The organism is Luteolibacter sp. (assembly GCF_058122085.1).
Window position 1 is genome coordinate 1 of sequence record NZ_JBIKBQ010000079.1, and the last position, 19,915, is coordinate 19,915.

The 19,915-nt window shown below is 62.8% G+C and carries 25 protein-coding genes; 17 read left to right on the forward strand and 8 right to left on the reverse strand.

The window, feature by feature from the left end; all coding sequences use genetic code 11:
• The 7 genes from AC4DF4_RS12500 to AC4DF4_RS12530 form a co-directional block, all read left to right on the forward strand.
• On the forward strand, positions 1-406 hold a 406-nt coding region (locus AC4DF4_RS12500), incomplete at its 5' end, for an ABC transporter ATP-binding protein (RefSeq protein ID WP_490048439.1).
• Positions 403-1,551 (forward strand): ABC transporter permease, encoded by a 1,149-nt coding sequence (locus tag AC4DF4_RS12505; RefSeq protein WP_490048440.1) that lies wholly within the window; start codon positions 403-405, stop codon positions 1,549-1,551. The genes AC4DF4_RS12500 and AC4DF4_RS12505, both read left to right, overlap by 4 nt.
• A 1-nt stretch (position 1,552) precedes the next feature.
• The gene (locus AC4DF4_RS12510; RefSeq protein ID WP_490048441.1) at positions 1,553-2,704 is read left to right on the forward strand and encodes an ABC transporter permease; all 1,152 of its coding nucleotides are present in this window, start codon (positions 1,553-1,555) and stop codon (positions 2,702-2,704) included.
• Between the two features lie 19 nt (positions 2,705-2,723).
• Positions 2,724-3,254, forward strand: coding sequence for a hypothetical protein (locus tag AC4DF4_RS12515; RefSeq protein WP_490048442.1), 531 nt, complete (start codon positions 2,724-2,726; stop codon positions 3,252-3,254).
• A 139-nt stretch (positions 3,255-3,393) separates the two neighbouring features.
• Entirely contained in the window at positions 3,394-4,020 is a 627-nt protein-coding gene (locus tag AC4DF4_RS12520) for a PIG-L deacetylase family protein (RefSeq protein WP_490048443.1), read from the forward strand.
• 11 nt (positions 4,021-4,031) lie between these two features.
• Positions 4,032-5,168: a glycosyltransferase family 4 protein gene (locus AC4DF4_RS12525; RefSeq protein ID WP_490048444.1), complete on the forward strand. Its 1,137-nt coding sequence runs from the start codon at positions 4,032-4,034 to the stop codon at positions 5,166-5,168.
• A gap of 1 nt (position 5,169) precedes the next feature.
• A complete protein-coding gene (locus tag AC4DF4_RS12530) occupies positions 5,170-6,285 on the forward strand; it encodes a glycoside hydrolase 100 family protein (protein WP_490048445.1) in 1,116 nt (371 codons plus the stop codon).
• Here the strand turns inward: AC4DF4_RS12530 and AC4DF4_RS12535 are convergent.
• Positions 6,282-6,539, reverse strand: coding sequence for a hypothetical protein (locus AC4DF4_RS12535; RefSeq protein ID WP_490048446.1), 258 nt, complete (start codon positions 6,537-6,539; stop codon positions 6,282-6,284). The two genes, AC4DF4_RS12530 and AC4DF4_RS12535, sit on opposite strands and share 4 nt — an antisense overlap.
• Positions 6,540-6,772: 233 nt before the next feature.
• On the opposite strand from AC4DF4_RS12535, the gene AC4DF4_RS12540 reads away from it, so the two are divergent.
• From AC4DF4_RS12540 to AC4DF4_RS12555, 4 genes are read left to right on the forward strand one after another with little or no spacing between them, the layout of a single operon-like run.
• Complete coding sequence (locus tag AC4DF4_RS12540; protein WP_490048447.1) at positions 6,773-7,042, forward strand: AbrB/MazE/SpoVT family DNA-binding domain-containing protein; 270 nt, start codon at positions 6,773-6,775, stop codon at positions 7,040-7,042.
• Positions 7,039-7,443: a type II toxin-antitoxin system VapC family toxin gene (locus AC4DF4_RS12545; protein ID WP_490048448.1), complete on the forward strand. Its 405-nt coding sequence runs from the start codon at positions 7,039-7,041 to the stop codon at positions 7,441-7,443. Before AC4DF4_RS12540 ends, AC4DF4_RS12545 begins: the two co-directional genes overlap by 4 nt.
• 48 nt (positions 7,444-7,491) lie before the next feature.
• A complete protein-coding gene (locus AC4DF4_RS12550; protein WP_490048449.1) occupies positions 7,492-7,680 on the forward strand; it encodes a hypothetical protein in 189 nt (62 codons plus the stop codon).
• Positions 7,681-7,690: 10 nt separating this feature from the next.
• Positions 7,691-7,960 carry a hypothetical protein gene (locus tag AC4DF4_RS12555; protein ID WP_490048450.1) on the forward strand — a complete coding sequence of 90 codons (270 nt, stop codon included), beginning with the start codon at positions 7,691-7,693 and terminating at the stop codon, positions 7,958-7,960.
• Positions 7,961-8,098: 138 nt separating this feature from the next.
• Here the strand turns inward: AC4DF4_RS12555 and AC4DF4_RS12560 are convergent, their stop codons facing one another.
• Complete coding sequence (locus AC4DF4_RS12560) at positions 8,099-8,392, reverse strand: type II toxin-antitoxin system Phd/YefM family antitoxin (RefSeq protein WP_490048451.1); 294 nt, start codon at positions 8,390-8,392, stop codon at positions 8,099-8,101.
• Between the two features lie 57 nt (positions 8,393-8,449).
• Between AC4DF4_RS12560 and AC4DF4_RS12565 the strand changes: the two genes are divergently transcribed.
• From AC4DF4_RS12565 to AC4DF4_RS12575, 3 genes are read left to right on the forward strand one after another with little or no spacing between them, the layout of a single operon-like run.
• Positions 8,450-8,824, forward strand: coding sequence for a type II toxin-antitoxin system VapC family toxin (locus AC4DF4_RS12565; protein WP_490048452.1), 375 nt, complete (start codon positions 8,450-8,452; stop codon positions 8,822-8,824).
• 53 nt (positions 8,825-8,877) lie between these two features.
• Positions 8,878-9,159, forward strand: a complete 282-nt coding sequence (locus AC4DF4_RS12570) for a type II toxin-antitoxin system RelE/ParE family toxin (protein WP_490048453.1) — start codon at positions 8,878-8,880, stop codon at positions 9,157-9,159.
• 9 nt (positions 9,160-9,168) lie between these two features.
• Positions 9,169-9,474 (forward strand): HigA family addiction module antitoxin, encoded by a 306-nt coding sequence (locus AC4DF4_RS12575; protein WP_490048454.1) that lies wholly within the window; start codon positions 9,169-9,171, stop codon positions 9,472-9,474.
• 419 nt (positions 9,475-9,893) lie between these two features.
• Here AC4DF4_RS12575 and AC4DF4_RS12580 read toward each other — a convergent pair whose 3' ends face one another.
• On the reverse strand, positions 9,894-12,263 hold the full coding sequence (locus tag AC4DF4_RS12580) for an ABC transporter permease (RefSeq protein WP_490048455.1): 2,370 nt from the start codon (positions 12,261-12,263) through the stop codon (positions 9,894-9,896).
• Between the two features lie 116 nt (positions 12,264-12,379).
• Positions 12,380-13,117, reverse strand: a complete 738-nt coding sequence (locus AC4DF4_RS12585) for an ABC transporter ATP-binding protein (RefSeq protein ID WP_490048456.1) — start codon at positions 13,115-13,117, stop codon at positions 12,380-12,382.
• A gap of 262 nt (positions 13,118-13,379) precedes the next feature.
• Here AC4DF4_RS12585 and AC4DF4_RS12590 point away from each other — a divergent pair, with 262 nt between their 5' ends.
• From AC4DF4_RS12590 to AC4DF4_RS12600, 3 genes are read left to right on the forward strand one after another with little or no spacing between them, the layout of a single operon-like run.
• Entirely contained in the window at positions 13,380-14,144 is a 765-nt protein-coding gene (locus AC4DF4_RS12590; protein ID WP_490048457.1) for a TIGR04255 family protein, read from the forward strand.
• Entirely contained in the window at positions 14,141-14,611 is a 471-nt protein-coding gene (locus tag AC4DF4_RS12595; RefSeq protein ID WP_490048458.1) for a hypothetical protein, read from the forward strand. Before AC4DF4_RS12590 ends, AC4DF4_RS12595 begins: the two co-directional genes overlap by 4 nt.
• A 15-nt stretch (positions 14,612-14,626) precedes the next feature.
• Positions 14,627-15,001, forward strand: coding sequence for a hypothetical protein (locus AC4DF4_RS12600; protein WP_490048459.1), 375 nt, complete (start codon positions 14,627-14,629; stop codon positions 14,999-15,001).
• Positions 15,002-15,014: 13 nt separating this feature from the next.
• Here the strand turns inward: AC4DF4_RS12600 and AC4DF4_RS12605 are convergent, their stop codons facing one another.
• The 4 genes from AC4DF4_RS12605 to AC4DF4_RS12620 all read right to left on the reverse strand — a co-directional run.
• Positions 15,015-17,717, reverse strand: a complete 2,703-nt coding sequence (locus tag AC4DF4_RS12605; RefSeq protein ID WP_490048460.1) for a DEAD/DEAH box helicase — start codon at positions 17,715-17,717, stop codon at positions 15,015-15,017.
• Positions 17,718-17,768: 51 nt separating this feature from the next.
• Positions 17,769-18,920, reverse strand: a complete 1,152-nt coding sequence (locus tag AC4DF4_RS12610; protein WP_490048461.1) for a 5-(carboxyamino)imidazole ribonucleotide synthase — start codon at positions 18,918-18,920, stop codon at positions 17,769-17,771.
• Positions 18,921-18,924: 4 nt separating this feature from the next.
• Complete coding sequence (gene purE / locus AC4DF4_RS12615) at positions 18,925-19,431, reverse strand: 5-(carboxyamino)imidazole ribonucleotide mutase (protein ID WP_490048462.1); 507 nt, start codon at positions 19,429-19,431, stop codon at positions 18,925-18,927.
• A gap of 152 nt (positions 19,432-19,583) precedes the next feature.
• Positions 19,584-19,915, reverse strand: a 332-nt coding sequence (locus tag AC4DF4_RS12620; protein ID WP_490048463.1) for a transposase, incomplete at its 5' end; no start/stop codon positions are given.

A 19,915-nucleotide genomic window follows, 5' to 3' on the forward strand; every position in this document is an offset into this window, starting at 1 on the left:
CCAGCTCTATCATCTCGTGCCGGTGCTCACCGCCTTTGAAAACGTCGAGCTGCCCCTGTTGCTCTCCCCGCTGTCCAAAAAGGACCGCCACGCCCGGGTGGAAACCGCGCTGGCACTCGTGGGACTGGGCGACCGCATCCATCACACGCCATCCGAACTATCAGGCGGCCAGGAGCAGCGCGTCGCCATCGCCCGCGCCATGGTCGCGGATCCTCCGCTGCTCGTCGCGGACGAGCCCACCGGCGATCTCGACCGCGAGTCCGCCACCCGGATCCTCAACCTGCTCCGCCAGCTCGCCGCGGAGTTCGGCAAGACCATCGTCATGGTCACGCACGATGCCAAAGCCGCCGCCGCCGCCGACCGCATCCTGCATTTGGAGAAAGGCCAGCTTCTCGAAAACCCATGAATCCCGCGCTCAATCTGCTGAAGCTCGCTTGGATCCAGCTCGTCCGCCACCGCGTGCGGTCGCTGCTAACGATCCTCGGCGTCGCGTCCGGGATGTTCCTGTTCACCGCCGTGGAAACCCTCCAGCGATCGTTGGCGAAGGCCACCGCCGCGACCGCCGCCGACACCACGCTGGTGGTCTATCGGCAGAACCGCTTCTGCCCCTCCGCAAGCCGGCTGCCCGAGCATTACGCCGATGAAATCCGCCGCGTCGGCGGCGTCCGCGAGGTGGTGCCGGTCCAGATCGTCGTCAACAACTGCGGCGCGTCGCTCGATGTCGTCACCTTCCGCGGCGTCCCCGGCGACCTGCTGCGGAAATTCGCCCCTGAAATCACCATCATCGAAGGCAGCGAGGACGCCTGGCAACGCCGCGACGACGGAGCCCTGCTAGGCGAGATTTTCGCCCGCCGCCGCGGACTCAAGCCCGGTGACCGCTTCGACGCCGCGGGCGTGACCGTCACCGTTTCCGGCATCCTCCGCTCGCCCTTCGCGCAGGACAACAACGTCGCCTACGTGAAGCTCCCGTTTCTCCAACAGGCCTCGCGCGCCGGACTCGGCGTGGTCACCCAGTTCAACGTGCGGGTGGGCGACTCGAAGCAACTCGATCCGGTGGCGAAGGCGATCGATGAAATGTTCCGCTCCGGCCAGGAACCCACCGACACGCGCCCGGAGAAGGCCTTTTTCGCCGAGACCGCCTCCGAACTCATCGAGCTCATCGGCTTCACCCGCTGGCTCGGTGTCGGCGCGGTGATCGCCGTGGGCGGGCTGGTGGCCAACGCGCTTCTGCTAGTCGTCCGCGGCCGGGTGAAGGAAAACGCCGTGCTGCGCACCCTCGGATTTCCCGGCCGCGCCATCGGCTGGCTCGTCCTGAGCGAGGGCGGGATGTTAGGGGTCGCCGGCGGCGTGGTGGGCGTCGGGCTGGCGGCCGCATTCCTGCGCTGGCAGAGTTTCACCATGGGCAATGAAGGACAGACCCTCGCCATCCAACCGGACGCCACCGTCATCGCAGCCGGAGTGGGCGCCTCGTTGATGTTAGGAATTCTCGCCTCCTTGTGGCCCGCCTTCCAGGCGATGACCCAGCCGATCGTCAAAAACCTCCGCAGCTGACATGCTCCCCTTCACCTACGCCGTGCGGAACCTGTTCCGCTCCAAGACCCGGCTGCTGCAAACCGTCGGCGGCAGCGCGGTGGTCGTGCTGCTGGTCATGGCTTCGGTCGCCATCAACCACGGCATGGAGCGCGTGCTATCAGCCTCCGGATCGGAGCGGAATGTCATCCTCGTCGGCGCGGGTTCCGAGGAAAGCATCCAGCGCAGCGAAGTCGCGGAGCGGACCGCGGGAATCGCCGAAGCCGGGATCATCGGAATTTCAGAATCCCTCGGAGTGCGCGCTGTTTCCAGCGAGATCCACTACATGAATTTCCTCAACCTGCCGGACGGACGCCGCAGCCAGGGAACGCTCCGCGGGGTGACGCCGCAGGCGCTGCGGGTGCATCCGGAGGTCAGGCTGATAGACGGGGCCTTCCCCGGCGCGGGCGAGGTGATGGCCGGCCGTCTGGCGTGGCGGAAACTCGGCTGGAAGGAAAGCGACCTCAAGCTCGGCGGAACGATCCTCCTCGACCACCAGCCACTCAAAATCTCCGGCGTCTTCGCCGCTCCCGGCACCGTGCTGGAGTCGGAAATCTGGGCCAGCCTCGGCGATCTGCGGATGCTCGCGAAACGGGAAACGCTCTCCTGTGTCGTCCTCCGCCTCGATGATCCCGCCGACTACGCGGAAGCCGATCTTTTCGCCAAACAGCGGCTCGATCTCGAACTCAGCGCGCTGCGGGAAAGCGACTACTACGACCGCCTCAGCGCCTTCTTCAAACCGCTGCGCGCGATGACCTGGATCACCGCCGGCCTGATCGCCGCGGGAGCGTTGTTCGGCGGCGTCAACACGCTCTACGCCGCCTTCGCCTCGCGCGTCCGCGAGATGGCCACCTTGCAAGCGATCGGCTTCGGACGCGGCTCGCTATTGCTCAGCCTGATCCAGGAAAGCACGCTCGCCTGCCTGACAGGCGCGCTGCTCGCATCCGTCGTCGCCGTCACCTTGCTCGATGGCAGGACCCTTCCGTTTTCGATCGGCGCGTTCACCCTGGAAATCGGCCCCGGCGTCGCCATCACCGGCATTCTAACCGGGCTCTTTCTCGGACTGCTCGGCGCCCTGCCGCCCGCCATCCGCTGCCTCAGGCCGCCGCTTCCCAGCGCTCTCCGAATGTCCTGAATTAACAATCCCAAATCCTATGAAAACCACCTGCCTGCTCATCGCCACCGCCGCCCTTCTCGCCTCGTGCAAGGAGAAGCCAACCCAAGCCGCCGCCACCCCGGCCAGGGAAACCAGCGCCGCCCTATCCGCCGTGCTCGCCACTGCTCCCGCGGGAGAACCGAAGTCGATCCACCTCGTCCGCTCTTCCGCCAAGCCCGGCGACGAGGTCACCCTGAGCGGCCGCATCATGGGCAATGCGAATCCATTCGTGGAGGGGCGCGCCGCTTTCATCCTCGGCGACCCCGAAATCCTAACCGCGTGCAATGACACGCCCGGAGACAAGTGCGAAACCCCGTGGGATGCCTGTTGCGATTCCCCGGAAGACAAGAAGCGGGGCACCGCCACCATCCAGATCGTCGGCGCGGACGGCCGCGTCCTCAAGGAGCCCGTCGAGGGCGTTAGTGGGCTGGAAAAACTCGCGACCGTCACCGTCACCGGCCAAGTCGCCGAAGGTTCCTCGGCGGATCTGCTCATCGTCAACGCGCGGGCCATCCGTTCCGGCAAATAACTCCGGAATCCTCCGCCTGGATTGGAGGCACGATAGGAGTTGTATGAAATAGAGTTTCGTGAGATTGTGTTCAAATCGTCGAATGGCGTAGTTGCGCCATCCGGCCCCTGGGAAGCAGGAGGACCCTATGAACACATTGATGGAACAAGACCTGGAGCTGGGAGCGATCCGCCGTGTCGCGGTGGTGGTGGCGCATCCCGATGATGAAACCCTGTGGGCGGGAGGCCTCCTCCTCAGCCATCCCGAGTGGTCGCCATTCGTCGTGACACTCTGCCGGGGCAGCGATCCGGAGCGGGCTCCGAAATTCCTGTCCGCCCTCGAACGGCTCACCGCGCAGGGCGTGATGGGCGATTTGGACGACAGTCCCGACCAGGCCCCGCTCCCCGCCACGCTGGTGCGGGACACCCTCCTGTCACTGCTGCCGGGGCGCGACTTCGACCTTCTCATCACCCACGCCCCGCGCGGCGAATACACCCGCCACCGCCGGCACGAGGAGGTCTCACGGGCGGTCCGGGTGTTATGGAAGAGGGGGGATCTCCGGGCCGGAAAGCTCTGGCAGTTCGCCTACGAGGACGAAGGCGGCGCCGGCCCTCCCCGGCCGAGTGAGAACGCCGACTTCCGGTTTTCCCTGTCCGACGAGCTGTGGGACCGCAAGTCCGCGATCATCACCGAAGTCTATGGATTCGGCACGGACAGTTGGGAAGCCCGCGCGGTGACGCGTGGCGAGGCCTTCCATTGTTTCAGCGAGGATGACCTTGTTCCCTAATACTTCCCCCCATGAAAATCCTGGTTCTCTATCACTATCCTCCGTCCCCCGGCGGACTCGCGACCCAGGGGGATCTGCTCTACAAGGGGCTGCTGGAAATCGGCGTGGACGCCCGCCCGGCGCACCTCCAATCGGACCTCGAAAAGGAATGGTATTACCACTCGTTCAAGCCGGACGTGGTGGTGGGCGTGGGTTTCTGGGGGGATGTGCCGGACATCGTCCTCCATCCCCAGCGCTTCGGCATCCGCGCGGTGCCTTGGATTCTGGCAGACGGCTATGTCGCCAACTACCGCGACGTGCTCGACGAGATGCCGCTCATCCTCGTGCCGTCGGACTGGGTCCGGGAAACCTTCGTCAGGGACGGCATCCGGGGGGACCATGCCGTGACCTTGCCTGTCGGATGTGACACGGACAGCTTCATTCCCCGGCCTGCGGATGACCCTGCGGTCCAGGCCGTCCGGAAAGCACTCGGGGTTTCACCGGAGGAACTCCTGATCCTAACGGTGGGTGGCGACGCCGCCTCCAAGGGCGGTCGCGAAGTGATGCAGGCCCTCGCCACCCTGGGCGACGAGGTACCTCCGTGGCGCTATGTCTGCAAGGTCTGGCCGCAGGACCGGACGACCGTGCAGAACAATCTCGATCTCGAACTGGCCCGCAGCCTCGGGATCGCGGACCGGGTGAGCTTCCAAACCCACCTGGTTTCCCGCAATCTCATGCCCTATCTGATTTCCGCGTGCGACGTCTATGCGGCGCCATCCCGGCTGGAGGGGTTCGGGATGCCGCAGGTGGAGGCGGGGGCCTGCGGCAAGCCAGTCATCGGCATCCGCGCCATGGCCATGCTCGACACGCTGGTGCACGGGGAAACCGCGTTTCTCGCCGGCGTGGCGCGGGAAATCCGCATCACGGAAACCGTGTTAGGTCCCGAGTCGGGCTTCGAGCCGAACCATCGGGTGGTCTTCGACAAACGGCGAGTCGCGGACTACCGCGCCAGTCCGCAGGACATTGCCGGGCATTTGAAACAACTCCTCAACGACCCCGGTCTCCGGCAGCGGATGGGCGAGGCGGGACGGCGGCGGGTGGTGGAGCGCTATGCCTACCGGGTCGTCGCCCGCCGCCTGATGGAAATTCTCAACGAGCATCCCTCCTGATATGAACGCGTCCATTCAAGAAGCCAAAACCGCCGCCCTCGAAGTGCTCCTGCACAATTCCTGCGGCCCCTATGACGGCCTCCCGCGCACGGCGGGCTGGGGCTATCCCGAGCCTTACACCCGGGACCTGCTCATTTCCGCCCTCGGCATCTTCGCCTCGGAAAACGAGGTGCTGCTCCACTCGCTGCGCCGGGTGCTGGCGACCCTCGCCCTGAACCAGAGCCTTCGCGGGATGATCTCCTCGCTGGTGCACGATCCCGAGGACCGCGGAGCCAGCGACACCACGCCGCTGTTCCTCTTGGTGCTGGGCATGTTCCGCAACTTCACCGGAGACGAGGATTTCCTGGAAGACGCGGCGACAAGGGCCCTCCGGTGGATGGACTATCAGACCATTGACGACCGGGAGCTGGTGGGCCAGCAGCCGACGAGCGACTGGCGGGACGAGCAATGGGTCCTCGGCCACGGCCTGTATGTGAACGCGCTCGTGCACGGCTATCGGAAAGTCCTCGGCATGGACGCGCGCGCGGAAGCCCTGCGGATCGACGCGAACCGCGCGGACGGCAGAGGCTTCGTCACCGAGGGGCAGGCCACCTATGCCGTTTGGTTCTACAAAGTGCTGCGGGACAAGCGCTGCGACCTGCTAGGAAACAGCCTCGCCATCCTCACCGGCCTAGCGGACCGCGAGCGGGCTTGCGAGATGCTGGCGTGGATCGAAGCGCGCTGCGCCGGGATGCGCGGGGACGGCGAGCTGGCCGTGGATCTGGCGCCTTGCTTGTTCCCCTTCATGCAGCCGGCCGATCCCGACTGGCACCCGCGTTATGAGATCTACAACCCGCCCGGCCACTATCACAACGGCGGCGTCTGGCCCTTTGTCTGCGGCTTCCACATCGCCGCGATGGTGGCCGCCGGCGAGCAGGACATGGCGGCAGCAAAGCTGCATGCCCTCACCCGCCTCGTGCGGATCTCCCGCAAGCGGCCTCCCGCGTCCTTCGGCTTCAACGAGTGGTTCCGCGCCCAGGACGGCAGCCCCGCGGGCGAGGACTGGCAGACTTGGTCCGCGTCCATGTATCTCTACGCCGCCGCCTGCGTGGAGACGGGAAAGGCCTTGTGTTTTTAGCAGGCGGCCACGCCGAGGGCGGGGCTGGTCCCGATCCCCTTTTTGCTGGAGCCTCGCGTAAACCACGGTGCGGCGTGCAGGCAGAGAAAGCGCTGCGGGTGCGCCGGATGGGTCGTGAGGAAAAGATCGCGCGACTCCAACGTGCGCAGCGCGCTCGCGCCGGACTCCGTCACCCCGTCGCCGACGGTGGGCGAGCTGCCGGTTGGGCGTGATGCCGATGCGGCGCCGAGCGGGGTCCACGTCGCGCGTTTCACTTCATACCCAAAATCTTTGCGTCCCTCCGCGTCCTTTGCGCCTTCGCGGTCCACTCTTCCTCATATTTCAATGTTCAATGCTGCACGTTCGATGTTCAATGTTTGCATCGCCATGTCCGCCCCGCTCAGCCGCGATGGCCGTATCCGGGGAAAGTCGTCCCGTGCCAAGGTGAAATTTCCACGGAGCCCATGTTTCCCTTGATCGGAAAATCTACATGGAATATATCTTACCCATGATTACCACGGTCACAGGAAAAAATCAAATCACCATCCCGGCAGCGATCGCCAATCGCATCGGCCTCAAGAGCGGATCCAGAATCGACTGGCAGCTATCTTCCAAACCCGACGAAATCCGCTGCATCGTCTTGCCAGAGCCGTCCGTCATCGCGGCCAGTCTGCGCGGAGCTGGAAAGCGATTCCTCAAACCGGAACAAGACCCAAGCGCCGCCTTGCTTGCGGAGCGATCTGCTGACGAATCCACCCGCTCCACCAGCCTCCAATGACCCATTTACTCGATACCTCCGCCATTCTTGCCCATTACTTGGATGAACCCGGCGCGGACGAAGTGGCAAGCCTGCTTGCCCGTGGGCCAAGCGTCGTCGCCCTTGCGGCTCCTTCCTGGGTCGAGCTCGATACAAGGCTCCGCGCGCTGGTGCCCGAGGTGGAAGAGCGGGAAAATGCCTTCCTGCAATATACCGTCAGCCTGACCACCCTCCTTCCCGTGGACGCCGAGTCCTGCCTTGGGGCGATCCGTTTACGAAATGCTGCACCAGGTCGTCTACCCTTGGCCGATGCGCTCATCGCCGGAGTCGCGGATGCGGCGGGTCTCATCCTGGTGCATCGCGACCCACACTTCGACACCATTCCCGGCATCAAAGTCCTCCGGCTCCCCAGCAAACACTGAGTCCCGTTTTCTCGCACTCCGATGTTCAATGTTCACTGAGCCACCGCCATGAAAAAGAAACCGCAACTCATCCCGCTGCTCAACTTCTTCGCCGAGACCCTCCGCGAAACGCTGGAGGAATCCAGCCTGTCCCCAGCGGAAATCGCCCGCCGCTGCGGCATTTCCGCGCGCCACCTTACACAAATGAAACAAGGCAAACGCCGCCGCACCCGCGAATACGATCTGCGCTTGGCTTAGTCTTGGTGACGTGCTCCTGCTCGAGGATCTGCTGGAGTTGGAAAGAAACCACGCGCTTGAGGGCGATCACTTCAACCTCGGGCAGGATGCCTTCTCCGGCGAGGAAATCGCGGAAGTCACTGCCTCGATGGGCGTTTTGAGATGCTTTTGTTTTCATCGGTTGGATCGAATCAATTTCTGGATTCCATCGTGGTTGCCGATGAAGAAGAAAACCAGTTCCGCCGGTGATGCGGTGAAGACGAATGCCAGCCTGTCATCCAGGCCGACCCGGCACTCGTAAATGGTCTTTGTGAGACGACGAATCCCGATCCCGGAATGCAGATGAAGCCGTCCCCAGCTTTCAAGAACCCCGTTGATTGCATCGCCGATTTCCTGCCGCTCCGACTTTGACTTGGAGCGGATTTGTTCCAGTAATTCCTCAGTGACCCTTGCCTTCAAGGAGGGCTTCGATGTCTCCGGTGAGGTCGTGAAGCTTGCCTTCTTTGCGGGCTTTTTCGATTTGGCCATGAGTTCGTTGTTCGAATTGATCCAATTCCGCCACCGTCGCGCCGTATTCGCGCGTCGCGTAGTCCATGGACTCCACCGCGACCGGACGGAGGGCGACGATTTTCCCATCGACCACGATGCCGATGTCGTCCCCCTTGAGCGCCCGGCGTAGTAGCTCGGAGAGATTGCCACGGGCTGCAGTCGGTGTGAGGGTTAGCATGCTCATGGCGTGAAAATGCCGCATTTCCGTCTCATATGCGAGCGCGATTTTCGTGCCGAGACCTTGGTTCCTCTTCCCCTGTCATCTTCCTCTTATTTCAATGTTCAACGTTCGAGGTTCAATGTTCGCATCACGCTGGAAGAAGAACTCCGCGGCGTACTGGCCCGCACCAACCGCACCCTTGATCCGGACGAACGCATCCTCGCCTACCAAAAGCTCATCGAGCGCGTGAACTTCTTCGCCCGGTGGGTGGTTCTCTCGCTGGATGCCGAATCCACCGCCGCCTTCTCGTGCTTCCGCAGCGAAGGAATCCGCATCGCCACCATGGATCTGCGAATCGCCTGCATCGCCTTGGCCCACGATGCCACACTCCTCACCCGCAACACCGTGGACTTCGCCCAAGTCCCCGGCCTGCGGTTTGAAAACTGGCTGGAGTGAAACTCTCAGGTTCTTCTTGAAATCATTATCAAATTCGGCAACGTTCGCCGCAAGTGATCGAAAACTTCACCTGCAAGGAAACCTCCAAAGTCTTTCATGGGGAAACCTCCCGGAAATTCCCGGGCGACATTCAGCCACGGGCGCTCATGAAGCTCCGCCAGCTTCACCGGATCATTGCCATCGACCAACTCCGCCAACCACCATCCAACCGCCTCGAATCACTCTCTGGCAATCTCAAGGGATTCTGGAGCATCCGCATCAACCAACAATGGCGCATCGTCTTCCGCTGGAAAGACGGCACCGCCGCAGATATCCAAATCACCGACTATCACTGAGCCACCGCCATGAAAAAGAAACCGCAACTCATCCCGCTGCTCAACTTCTTCGCCGAGACCCTCCGCGAAACGCTGGAGGAATCCGGCCTTTCCCAAGCGGAGATCGCCCGCCGCTGCGGCATTCCCGCGCCCCACCTTACACAAATGAAACAAGGTAAACGCCGCTGCACCCCTGAATACGATCTGCGCCTGAGCTGCTTCTTCGGCATCAACCCCGGCATGTGGATGAACCTCCAACTCGACTATGAATTCATGCGCGCCGACCGCGAAAAAGGCGAAGCCATCCGCAAGGAAGTGCAGCCCTGCGCGGCGTAAAAGGCCGGAAATGTTCAAATGCGTAACCTGACTCAAAACACCTTGTATGACTTATACAAGTGCATTCCAATTGCAATGGGTTGCGTCCCCTCTTGTGTCAGCATCAACCATAATCGGCAGATTTTTGTTCAATTTCTTTGAATTCTCAATCAAGCTATTTTCGATAGCGCTTTGTTCTGCCTTGCTGACAGCCACGTTTCCTTTGCCTTCGTCGGCACAGGCTACGATAGGCAAAACAAATGGGAGTAGCCCGATTGAAAGTTTGAGGATATGATTGATGGTCTTTATTTTTTTAACGAACTTTATAAGTCGTTCCGTCGGAGGGTGTGTGATATCGGGCGGGTTTGGCGAGGAATTTCTGACGGGGATTCGTGGAACGTGGCGTTTTCCAGCGATTTAGGGAGGACTACATTTCATGGCTAATCCCGTGCTTTCAGGACGCCGACCATGTCGAGCTTGCCGATCATCCGGCTGACGAGGGCGAAGGAAAGGACGGATGCCGTTAGCACGACGAGGATGGCGATGGAATAGGTGGACGGGTTGATCACGATGGGAAGGCGGACGGTCTCGGTGCTGAAGGACGACATGATGAACAGGGCCAGCCCGCGGCCGAAGAGCAGGCCCGCGGGCAGCGCGGCGAGCACCAGGATCGCCAGCTCGCCGACGAGCACGCCGCGGACTTCCGCCAGGTTGAAGCCGACGACTCGCAGGGTGGCGAGTTCGCGGCTGCGCTCCGACAGGGCGATGCGCGCGCTGTTATAAACCACGCCGAAGGCGACGATGGTGGCGAGCACGAAATACAACTTGCGGATGATGCCGATGCTCTTGCCGGTGGTCTCGCGGAAGGCGGCGAGCTGGTCGCGCTTGACCATCACCACGGCGGCGCGCGGGGTGTCCTTGAGCTCGCGCATGAACTCGTCCCAGCGCTTGTGATCCAGCGCGAGGTAGGCGCCATTGACCGTATCGCCCTCTTTCATCAGGCGCCGCAGGGCGGAAATGTCCATGTAGGCGGCGACTCCCGCGAAGTCGGTGACGAGGCCGCGGATGGGAATGTGGAGCACCGGGCGCCGGCCTTCCAGCACCTCGACTTCCACCTCGTCGCCGATGCGCGCGCCGATGACTTTCGCCAGCATTTCGGACATCAGCAGGCCGTCTTCCGGCATGGCGATGGCGTTGCCGCTGTCGTCTAGCAAGCGGTTCAGATTCGCGTCCGGCGCGATGCCGGTGACCGAGAGTTTCCGCTCGCGATGGCCGAATTTCAACCGCGCCTGCACGCTGCGGATCGGCTCGGCGCGGATCACGCCGGGCAGGTGTTCGAGGTCGTGAAAGCCGCGGCCGGAGCCGGGTTCTGTCAGAAAAACTGCGACGTCCTGGCGCTGTTGGCTGTTCCACTGGAAGGTGAGCAGGTAGTCGATGCTGTCGCTCATCGCGCCGGGCAGCACCATCAAACCCGTGGCGAGGGCGAGTCCGGACGCGGTGAAAACCGCCTGCCACGGACGGCGCTCGATGTTGCGCAGCGCCATCCGGAAGGTCGGGCTGAAGAACCGCGTCAGGCCGATGCGCTCGAACAAGGACGGCTTGAAATCCGCCGGCGGCTCCGGCCGCATCGCCTCCGCGGGCGGGAGCTTCACCGCCTGCCAGACGACCGTCAGCACGCCGAGCACCGAGGCCCCGAGGCTGATGAAAAGCGCCAGCCCGAGCGCGCTGTAGTCCATGGTGAAGACCAGTGTCGGGAAGCGGAAAAACATTGTGTAGAGATCCACCAGCCCCGCGCCTAGCAGCCTGCCGCCGATGCCGCCCATCAGCGTGCCGAGCACGCCGATGACCAACACGAATTTCAAGTAATGCACGCCGACCTGCCGCGACGAATAACCGAGCGCTTTCATCTGGGCGATCTGCTCGCGCTGCAGGCGGACAATCCGCGCCAGCACCGCGTTCACCATGAACGCGGCCACGCTGAGGAACACCAACGGATAGGCGACCGACAACGAGTGCAGCACGCGCAGCTCGTCATCTAGCCGTTGGGCGGACGCTTGTTCCTTGCGCAGGAAAGCGCCGCCCGCGCCGTATTGCGCGAGCACGCGGTCCATTTCCTCGATGACCGGCTCGGGCGACGCGCCGGGCGCGAGGTCGATGCAGACGTCGTTGAAAGCGCCGTCGAGATTGTAGGCCACGGCGAGCGCGCGGTAGTTCATCCAGATCACGCTGAAGCGCTTGTGGTCCGGCAGGGTCTCGCCCGCCCGCGCCTCGAAGACGAATTCCGGCGACAGGCCGATGCCGCAGATCTTCAAGGTTTCGCGGCGGCCGTTGATCACGGCGACGAGCGAGTCGCCGGGCTGCAGGCCGTTCGCGTTGGCAAAGGATTCTCCCAGCACGACCTCGCGGCGCTCGTCGGTGCGGGGGAAGCGGCCGCTGCGGAGAAACAGGCGGTTGAGTTTTTGCGGCCCGCCGTCGTCGGGCAGGGAAATGATGTGGCCGGTGGCGGGCTCGGACAGGCCGGGGAGATCAAGCGTCACGTCCACCGCCACGCGGGTCTCCACGGTGGCCACGCCGGGCAAGGTGGCGAGCTGGTCGGCGACGGATAGAGGCGCGCGCTTGAGCGTGGCGAAAATGTCGGCCATCGCGTAGCGCTGATAGTAAGTGGCGCGGGTCGTTTCCAGGGTCATGATCAGACTGCGCGTCATGATCATCATCGCCAGCCCGCAGGCCATCACCAGACTGACCGCGAAGACCTGGCCCTTCATCTTGGCGAGGTCTCGCAGGAGTTTCTTGTCGAGGGGGGAGATCATGGCGGTGGGAACATCGAACATCGAACATTGAACGTTAAACATCGAACGTCGAAGTGAAGAGGAAGATATCTTCCCTTCAACGTTCGATGTTCCGTCTTCGATGTTCGATGTTCCTTTTACCACTTCAGTTGCGACGCGGGCAGGCGCACCTCGTTGCGATGGGAACTGACGATTTTCCCATCCGAAAGATGCAGCACGCGGTCGGCCATTTCCGCCATCACGGCGTTGTGGGTGATGATGACGGTGAGCGTGCCGAGCTCGCGGTTGATGCGCTCCACGGCCTCGAGCACGACGACGCCGGTGGTGACGTCGAGCGCGCCGGTCGGCTCGTCGCAGAGCAGGACTTCCGGGCGCTTGGCGATGGCGCGGGCGATGGCGACGCGCTGCTGCTCGCCGCCGGATAGTTGCGACGGGAAATGGTCCATCCGCCCGCTCAGGCCGACCATGTCGAGCGCTTCCTCCGGGGTCATCGGGTCGCGTGAAATGGCGGTGATGAGCGCGACGTTCTCGCGGGCGGTCAGACTGGGGATGAGGTTGTAGAATTGGAACACGAAGCCCACGCAGTTCCGCCGGAATAGAGTGAGCGTGTTCTCGTCCGAGCCGTCGAGCGGCCAGCCTTTGTAGATGAGGTTGCCGGAAGTCGGCACGTCGAGGCCGCCGAGGATGTTGAGCAGGGTGGATTTCCCGCTGCCCGAGGCGCCGAGCAGGCAGACGAGCTCGCCGGCGTTGAGCTCGAGGTCCACGCCGCCGAGCGCCACCACGTCGAGTTCGCCGGTGTGGTAGATTTTCCGCAAGTCACGGGCCTCGAAAACGACGCCGGTGGAAACCTGTGGTGGGGAGAGTTCGGCATTCATCGTTCTGCTGGATGATAGCGGGCTTCCGGGCGGGCACAATGTTTTGCAACCTTCGTGGAATCCTGGCATCTCGAGGGCATGACCTGCCATCGGTATGGACCAAAGAAGTTTTCAGCGTGTCCTCTCGGTGGTGCAAATGGCGCTTGTCGTGGCAAATCCTGTGCCAATAGTCTCCGCACAGGTTCAGTGCGTTTAAAGCCCCTTCGATGAGTTCTAATGCGGCTCCCCTATCGAACTTCACAATCTCCATCCATTTCCCGACATGGCCTCCCCGACCGAATTCCCGATCCCCAAACCGGAACGGCTCCCGCTCAAGATCTCTCCGTGTCCGATTGTCGAGGCCGTTGTGGAAATCCGTTTCGTGAGTAACGAGCCGTGGCGAAACCTGCCCGGCATGTTTCATCCCAAGATCCGCGACCGCTATCCCGAGTCCAAAGAATTGCCATTGTCGAAAATGCCGGACGATCTCCGGTCGAAGAACCCGGCCTTCACCTGGCTGCCGTTGCTCCAATATGGCGGAGCGGATTTCAGCATTCAATTCGGCCCGCGCGTGCTGTCGTTGATCACCCGGCCCCACCACTACCCCGGATGGAGCCGTTTCGAGACGGAATTGGCGTGGCTTCTCGAACGCATGCAGGAATCCGGCATCGTCTCGGAAGCCGAGAGGATCGGGCTGCGTTACGTGGATTTCTTCGAAAACGACGTGTGGCCGCAACTGAACATGGGGGTCAGCATCGGTGGCTCTCCGCTCACCAGCGGCGAACTTTCCTCCACGGTGGTGCTGCGCCATCCCGAGGGACAGGTAAGGCTGCAAGTCTCGAACGGCGCGCTATTCCAAGAACCCTCCGGGGTCAAACGCGGGAGTGTTCTCGACCTCGATGTCTGGCATCCCGGCGGAGATGGGGATCTTTTTACAGACGGATTGGACCGGGTTCGGCGCTTGCATCAGACCTCCAAAGAGGTTTTCTTTGGCTTGCTGAAACCTGAGTCCCTTAACTCTCTGAACCCCGAATACCCACAGACATGAGCGCCCTTGCCTCTCTCCCCGGTTTCAAGGGAACCGAGCCCTACCAGCTCAGTGCCGATCTGGCGGACATGACGCGTTCCCGCGCGCTCATGTGGTCGGCCCCCGGTGAGGCGGATCAGGACGACCTGCTTCTTTCAACGCTGGGAGCCCGTGGCTGGGGAAGATTGCATCATTTCCGGATGCTTTACCAAAGTGGCTGGGGGGAAGGCTGTGGAAAACCTCTTTCGCCACGCGCCGTGAACGCCCTGTTGGATTTTCTCAAACGATTCACACGGCCGGAGGGAGTCACACCGAGTTTGTTTCTGACCGACCGCGGTGGAGTTGAAATCGCGTGGGAGGAGCAAGGCGAATGTCCGGTACAGATTGAGTTCCATCGGGACGGTATCGAGGTTTACCGGGAGTCCACTGGAACGGAAGTGGAGCTGGCACCCGGTGAATCAAATCGACTTGTCGAACTGCTTGCCTGAGCCCTCATGATGTTTTTGGACGAAGCCGAAGAAATTGTCCGCGCGATTTGCAGCGACAAGTTCGATGGTGAACGGGCATCGCCCAGTGCTTTCACAGGAGACAACGTTTCGGTCAGCCGGGTGGCGATCCTTCCCATTCAGGATCTTTGGCGGATTCTCGCCGAAGAGGCGGCAAACCCGCCTGAGCGGATCCTGATGCGTTTGGGCAAGACCACCGTTGGTGCGGTGTTGGCAGTTGGCGAGGAATCCGTGCCACGCTGCAACTTGAATGTTCATGCCGATCCAACTGACACGAATCCGGCACACGCGGAAATTCGCCCGAAGATTACGCGAGGCCAAGCGAACCGGCTACTGAAGATGACGGAATTGATTGAGGTGAGTCAAGGTTGACGCCCGCCCTTCCTCAGTCGTTCAACAACGCCCGCACGGTCGCGGCGTCGAGACGGCTGGAGATGTCCGCGTCGGCGAGAATCCCGGCGGCGAGTCTGCCTTTTTCCTGCTGGAGCTTGTGGATGCGCTCCTCGACGGTGTCCTGGCAGAGCAGCTTGTGGACGAAGACCGGGTTGTTCTGGCCGATCCGATAGGCGCGGTCCGTCGCCTGCGCCTCGGCGGCGGGGTTCCACCACGGATCGTAGTGGATGACGGTGTCGGCGGCGGTCAGATTGAGCCCGGTGCCGCCGGCCTTGAGCGAGATGAGGAAGACCGGGGCTTTGCCGTTCTGGAAATCCTCGACGAGCTTGCCTCGGTCCTTCGACGCTCCGGTGAGTTTCAAATACGGGATTTTCTCCTTCACCAGATGCGCCTCGATCAGCGCGAGCATGGTGGTGAACTGCGAGAATAACAGAATACGGCGTCCTTCCTCGATCAGCACGGCGAGCAGCTCGGCGAGGAAATCGAGCTTCGCGGATTCCACGACGTCGTTCGAGTAATCCTCCGGCAGCAGCTTCGGATGACAGCAGATCTGGCGGAGCTTGAGCAGCGCGTCGAGAAACACGATCTGCGACTGCTCGATGCCGCGCGCGGCGATGGCTTCGCGGACGCGCTTGTTCATCGTGGCGCGTACGGTTTCGTAGAGGTCCTTCTGGCCGGTGTTGAGCTCGATGAGGTGGACGAGCTCGGTTTTCGGCGGCAGTTCCTTGGCGACCTGGTCCTTGGTGCGGCGCAGGATGAGCGGCGCGACGCGCGATTTCAAAACCGCGTTCCGCTCCATGTCGCCGTCTTTTTCGATGGGCGTGCGGAAGCGTTTGTTGAACGCGTCTTCGGTGCCGAGGAAGCCGGGGACGAGGAAATTCATCAGGCTCCATAACTCGCCGAGGTGGTTCTCGATGGGCGTGCCGGATAGGCAGAGCCGGTTCCTTGCATCCAGCTTGCAAGCCGCCTGCGCCATCTTCGAGCGCGGGTTCTTGATGTATTGCGCCTCGTCGAGCACCACCAGGTGGAACGGCACCGTCGCGAGTTTGTCGATGTCGCGCTGGAGCAGTGCGAACGACGTTAGAACAATATCCGCGTGCGGGATCGAGCGGAAGTATTTCTTCCGCTCCGGTCCGTTGAGCACGAGCACGCGGAGGTCCGGGGTGAACTTGAGCGCTTCCGCCCGCCAGTTCGGGACGACGGAGGTGGGCGCGATGACGAGCGTGGGCAAGCCGCGCGAGTGGCCGGATTTTTTCTCGGTGAGAATGTGGGCCAGCGTTTGGAGGGTTTTCCCGAGGCCCATGTCGTCTGCCAGAATCCCGTGCAAGCCGTGGCGGGCGAGGAACTGCATCCAGTGGAAACCGGCGAGCTGATAGTCGCGCAGGGTCGCCTGCAGGCCGGTGGCGGTCGGCACCGGATCGATGCCGGAGAAGTCCTTGAGCTTGGCCGCGAGCTCGGCGAGTTGCGGCGGAGTGTCGATTCCCAGCCCGTCCAGACCGGCGAGCGAGGCGGCGTCGAGCGCATGGAGCCGGGCCTTGTCGGGGAATTTCGGGTCGATCAGCGCGGACAGATGATTGAGGATTTTCCGCACGCGGCCGATCGGGAGTTTCAGCGCGTCGCCGTCCGGCAGCGGCGCGTAAATGTGGCCGTTGTCCGGGCGGTCGAGGGTTTCCTCCAGGAAATCATTTTCCAACAGCCCGGCGAGGATCGGCAGCAGATCGTAGCGCTGTCCGGCCACATCGAAGCCGACCGACAGGCTGAACCAGCCGCCGTCGCCCGCGTCCAGCGAGCTCTGCCACTTCGCCGGGTCCGCTTCGTGGACGCGGTGGCCGACGTTGTCCGACACGGTGACGAGCCAGCCGAGTGATTCTAACTTGGCGACCATCTCACCGCGGAACTGGTGCCAGAACGCGTCGGTCGGGACGCGGCCGGGATCGGGAAACCAGCGGTCCGGCGACTTGCTTTGGCTGGTCTCGCGAGATTTCAGGTTGAGGAGGAATTTCCACGCCGAGTTGGATTGGAGCGAGGAAAGCCCGGTGTCGCGGAGCTGCTGGGTGGCGGCGTTCTCCGCGGCGGCGTCGTGCTGGAGGATCGCGGCCTGGCCTTCGTGCGTGATCGAGCTGACCCACTCCGGCGCGCTGGAGCGCAGCGAACTCCGGTGCGGGCCGTAAACCACCGAGGCCTCGGCGGAAATCCAGAAGTCCACGTTCGGCTGGCCGAGCGATTGCAATAACAGCCGCGTCGCCTTGTCCACCGGCTCGCGGTTCACCCGCAATTCGAATCGCGCGTCCATCCGCAGCCGCGGCAAATCCGGCGGCGGGTCGTGCATCAGTTCCCGCGCGCTTGGCAGGGCGGCGGCGACCGCCCCGGCGATTCCGCGGCCTTGCAGCCGGGACGGGTCGCGTTCCTTCGCCGCCTTGGTGAGGAGCGCCGCCGCGTGGTGGCAGAAATTCCCGATCTCGCACGAGCAGAAGGTTTCGAACTCCCAGCCGCTGCCGGACTGCCAGAGATTCACCTCCGCCTCGTCCTTCGCGACCATGCCTAGCAGACTCACCGAGCCCGGCGCGGTTTCCTCCATCCGCAAGTCTCTCACCTTGCTAACAAGCGAAGCGGCGGCGGCGAGGATCTCGTCGTCGAAGCGGTCCCGCCACCGGGAGTCCCCGAGGAACGATGAAATGTCAGTTGAAGGCTGCAAGGCGGGCAGATTCAAGCATGACCGCCCGGCGTCAAGCCCGGCGCGCCTGGGTCAGGCGAGCCAAAGTGCTTTGAGCGCCTCGGCGCGGGCGAGGTTGGACTCGGTGGTGGTGCCGATGAAATTGGCGTGGCCCATTTTCCGACGGCCGCGGGCGTGGCGCTTGCCGTAGAGGTGGAGATGCGCCTCACCGTCCTCAAACAGCGGCAACCAGTCGGGCGGCGTGGTTTCGTCCGGCCACATGTCGCCTAGCAAATTGAGCATCACGACCGGGGTGAGCAGGCGGGCGGAACCTAACGGCAGGCCGATGACGGCGCGGAGCTGTTGCGCGAACTGCGAGGTGACACAGGCGTCGAGCGTGTGGTGGCCGGAGTTGTGCGGGCGCGGGGCGATCTCGTTGACGAGCAGCGAGCCGTTGGATTTCAGGAAAAATTCGACTCCCAGAATGCCGCGATAATCCAGCGCCTCCGCCACCCGGCGGGCAATGGCCGCAGCCTCCAACGCCACCGCCGGCGAGACGCGGGCCGGGACGATGGAGACGTCCAGGATGTGATGGCGATGGCGGTTTTCCGCCGGGTCGTAAGTCACGGTGACGCCGTCCGCACCGCGCGCGGCCATCACGGAAAGCTCCTTTTCAAAAGGCACCCACGCTTCTAACACGGCTCGCGGAGCATCGAAGGCGGCCCAGATTTTTTCCGGATCCTCGTCGCCTTCCAGTTTGACCTGACCCTTGCCGTCGTAGCCGAAATCCGCGGTCTTGAGCACGCCCGGACCGTTGAGTTCCTTCATCGCGGCGGCGAGATCGGCGGCGCTGGAAATCACGGCGAACCAGGTGTGCGGGATGTTGTGCTCGCGCAGAAAATTCTTCTCCCGCTCGCGGTTCTGGCAGATGCAGATGGCGTACGGCGATGGATACAGCCCGGTGCATTTGGCAACTGTCTCCAGAGTCTCACGGGGAATGTTTTCAAACTCCACGGTCGCCACGGTGACGCGACTGCAGAAATCCTTCAGCGCCAGAGCATCGTCGAACGGTTGGTCGATGACCTCATCCGCGCACTCGACGGCAGGAGCTTCGAGACCGCCGGTCCAGATGACCGTGCGCACGCCCATCTGGCGGGCGGCGAGGGCGATCATGCGGCCGAGCTGGCCACCACCGATGACGCCGACGACACAATGCGGCGCGTGAATGGGAAGGGAGGAAGACATGAAATCAGTCAATGGGATCGAGAGGAGGCAGCGCGGCCGATTGTACGGCGGCCGTCTGGTTTTTGCGGAAATCGGCGAGTTTTCCGGCGAGATTGGCGTCATTGTTAGCGAGCATGGCCACGGCGAAGAGCGCGGCGTTCGTCGCGCCCGCCTTGCCGATGGCGAAGGTGGCGGTCGGGATGCCGGCCGGCATTTGGACGATGGAAAGCAGCGAGTCCACGCCTTGGAGCGCCTTGGATTCCACTGGCACGCCAAGCACCGGGATGTCGGTGATGGCAGCGGTCATTCCGGGCAAATGCGCCGCACCGCCGGCACCGGCGATGATGCATTTCAGGCCGCGGCCGCGGGCCTCCGTCGCATAGGAAACCAGCTTGTCCGGCGTCCGGTGGGCGCTCACGACCTCGGCTTCCCAAGCCACGCCGAAGTCGCGCAAGGTGCGGGCGGCGTGCTCCATCGTCGGCCAATCCGATGTGCTGCCCATGATAATTCCGACGACTGGCGCTGTGTGCATCTGCGGAACGTGAAGAACCGGTCGCAGGGCGTCAATACCCGGCTCATCGGCCCAATCCGGGGCAGCACGGCGATCAAGCGGGGGAACGCGACAAAATAGTTTTCAAACCATGACATTTAGGGCTTCTTCGCCATACCTAGTGCACCGTTCCCTTAGTGACTGTGCGTTTGGATTTGATAAGACTTGGTTAGTTGGATGATCCGCCGCAGTTTCTCAGGACCTTTCGTCCAGACAAACGGGCCGCAGGTCTTATTATGTTCGCTCACGAAGTCTTTGAGGAGCCGGACAAGCTCCTTGTTGGATCGGTGCACGGATTGCTGGAGTCCTTGACGCGTCAAAATCGAGAAAAAACATTCCGCAAGATTTACCCAACTCGCATGAGTGGGTGTATAGTGGAAGCTCACCAATGGGTTTCCCTCCAGCCACTCCTGGGCCAGTTCGCCTTTGTGAGTGTTCAGATTATCCATCACGACACACAGGCGCT

What these genes read in the sequence shown, in the direction of transcription:
- AC4DF4_RS12510 (WP_490048441.1), top strand. Translation starts at nt 1,553, where the DNA reads ATGCTCCCCTTCACCTACGCCGTGCGGAACCTGTTCCGCTCCAAGACC.
- AC4DF4_RS12525 (WP_490048444.1), top strand. Translation starts at nt 4,032, where the DNA reads ATGAAAATCCTGGTTCTCTATCACTATCCTCCGTCCCCCGGCGGACTC.
- AC4DF4_RS12505 (WP_490048440.1), top strand. Translation starts at nt 403, where the DNA reads ATGAATCCCGCGCTCAATCTGCTGAAGCTCGCTTGGATCCAGCTCGTC.
- AC4DF4_RS12560 (WP_490048451.1), bottom strand. Translation starts at nt 8,392, where the DNA reads ATGAGCATGCTAACCCTCACACCGACTGCAGCCCGTGGCAATCTCTCC.
- purE (WP_490048462.1), bottom strand. Translation starts at nt 19,431, where the DNA reads ATGCACACAGCGCCAGTCGTCGGAATTATCATGGGCAGCACATCGGAT.
- AC4DF4_RS12590 (WP_490048457.1), top strand. Translation starts at nt 13,380, where the DNA reads ATGGCCTCCCCGACCGAATTCCCGATCCCCAAACCGGAACGGCTCCCG.
- AC4DF4_RS12540 (WP_490048447.1), top strand. Translation starts at nt 6,773, where the DNA reads ATGATTACCACGGTCACAGGAAAAAATCAAATCACCATCCCGGCAGCG.
- AC4DF4_RS12575 (WP_490048454.1), top strand. Translation starts at nt 9,169, where the DNA reads ATGAAAAAGAAACCGCAACTCATCCCGCTGCTCAACTTCTTCGCCGAG.
- AC4DF4_RS12595 (WP_490048458.1), top strand. Translation starts at nt 14,141, where the DNA reads ATGAGCGCCCTTGCCTCTCTCCCCGGTTTCAAGGGAACCGAGCCCTAC.
- AC4DF4_RS12550 (WP_490048449.1), top strand. Translation starts at nt 7,492, where the DNA reads ATGAAAAAGAAACCGCAACTCATCCCGCTGCTCAACTTCTTCGCCGAG.
- AC4DF4_RS12515 (WP_490048442.1), top strand. Translation starts at nt 2,724, where the DNA reads ATGAAAACCACCTGCCTGCTCATCGCCACCGCCGCCCTTCTCGCCTCG.
- AC4DF4_RS12520 (WP_490048443.1), top strand. Translation starts at nt 3,394, where the DNA reads ATGGAACAAGACCTGGAGCTGGGAGCGATCCGCCGTGTCGCGGTGGTG.
- AC4DF4_RS12580 (WP_490048455.1), bottom strand. Translation starts at nt 12,263, where the DNA reads ATGATCTCCCCCCTCGACAAGAAACTCCTGCGAGACCTCGCCAAGATG.
- AC4DF4_RS12545 (WP_490048448.1), top strand. Translation starts at nt 7,039, where the DNA reads ATGACCCATTTACTCGATACCTCCGCCATTCTTGCCCATTACTTGGAT.
- AC4DF4_RS12530 (WP_490048445.1), top strand. Translation starts at nt 5,170, where the DNA reads ATGAACGCGTCCATTCAAGAAGCCAAAACCGCCGCCCTCGAAGTGCTC.
- AC4DF4_RS12585 (WP_490048456.1), bottom strand. Translation starts at nt 13,117, where the DNA reads ATGAATGCCGAACTCTCCCCACCACAGGTTTCCACCGGCGTCGTTTTC.
- AC4DF4_RS12610 (WP_490048461.1), bottom strand. Translation starts at nt 18,920, where the DNA reads ATGTCTTCCTCCCTTCCCATTCACGCGCCGCATTGTGTCGTCGGCGTC.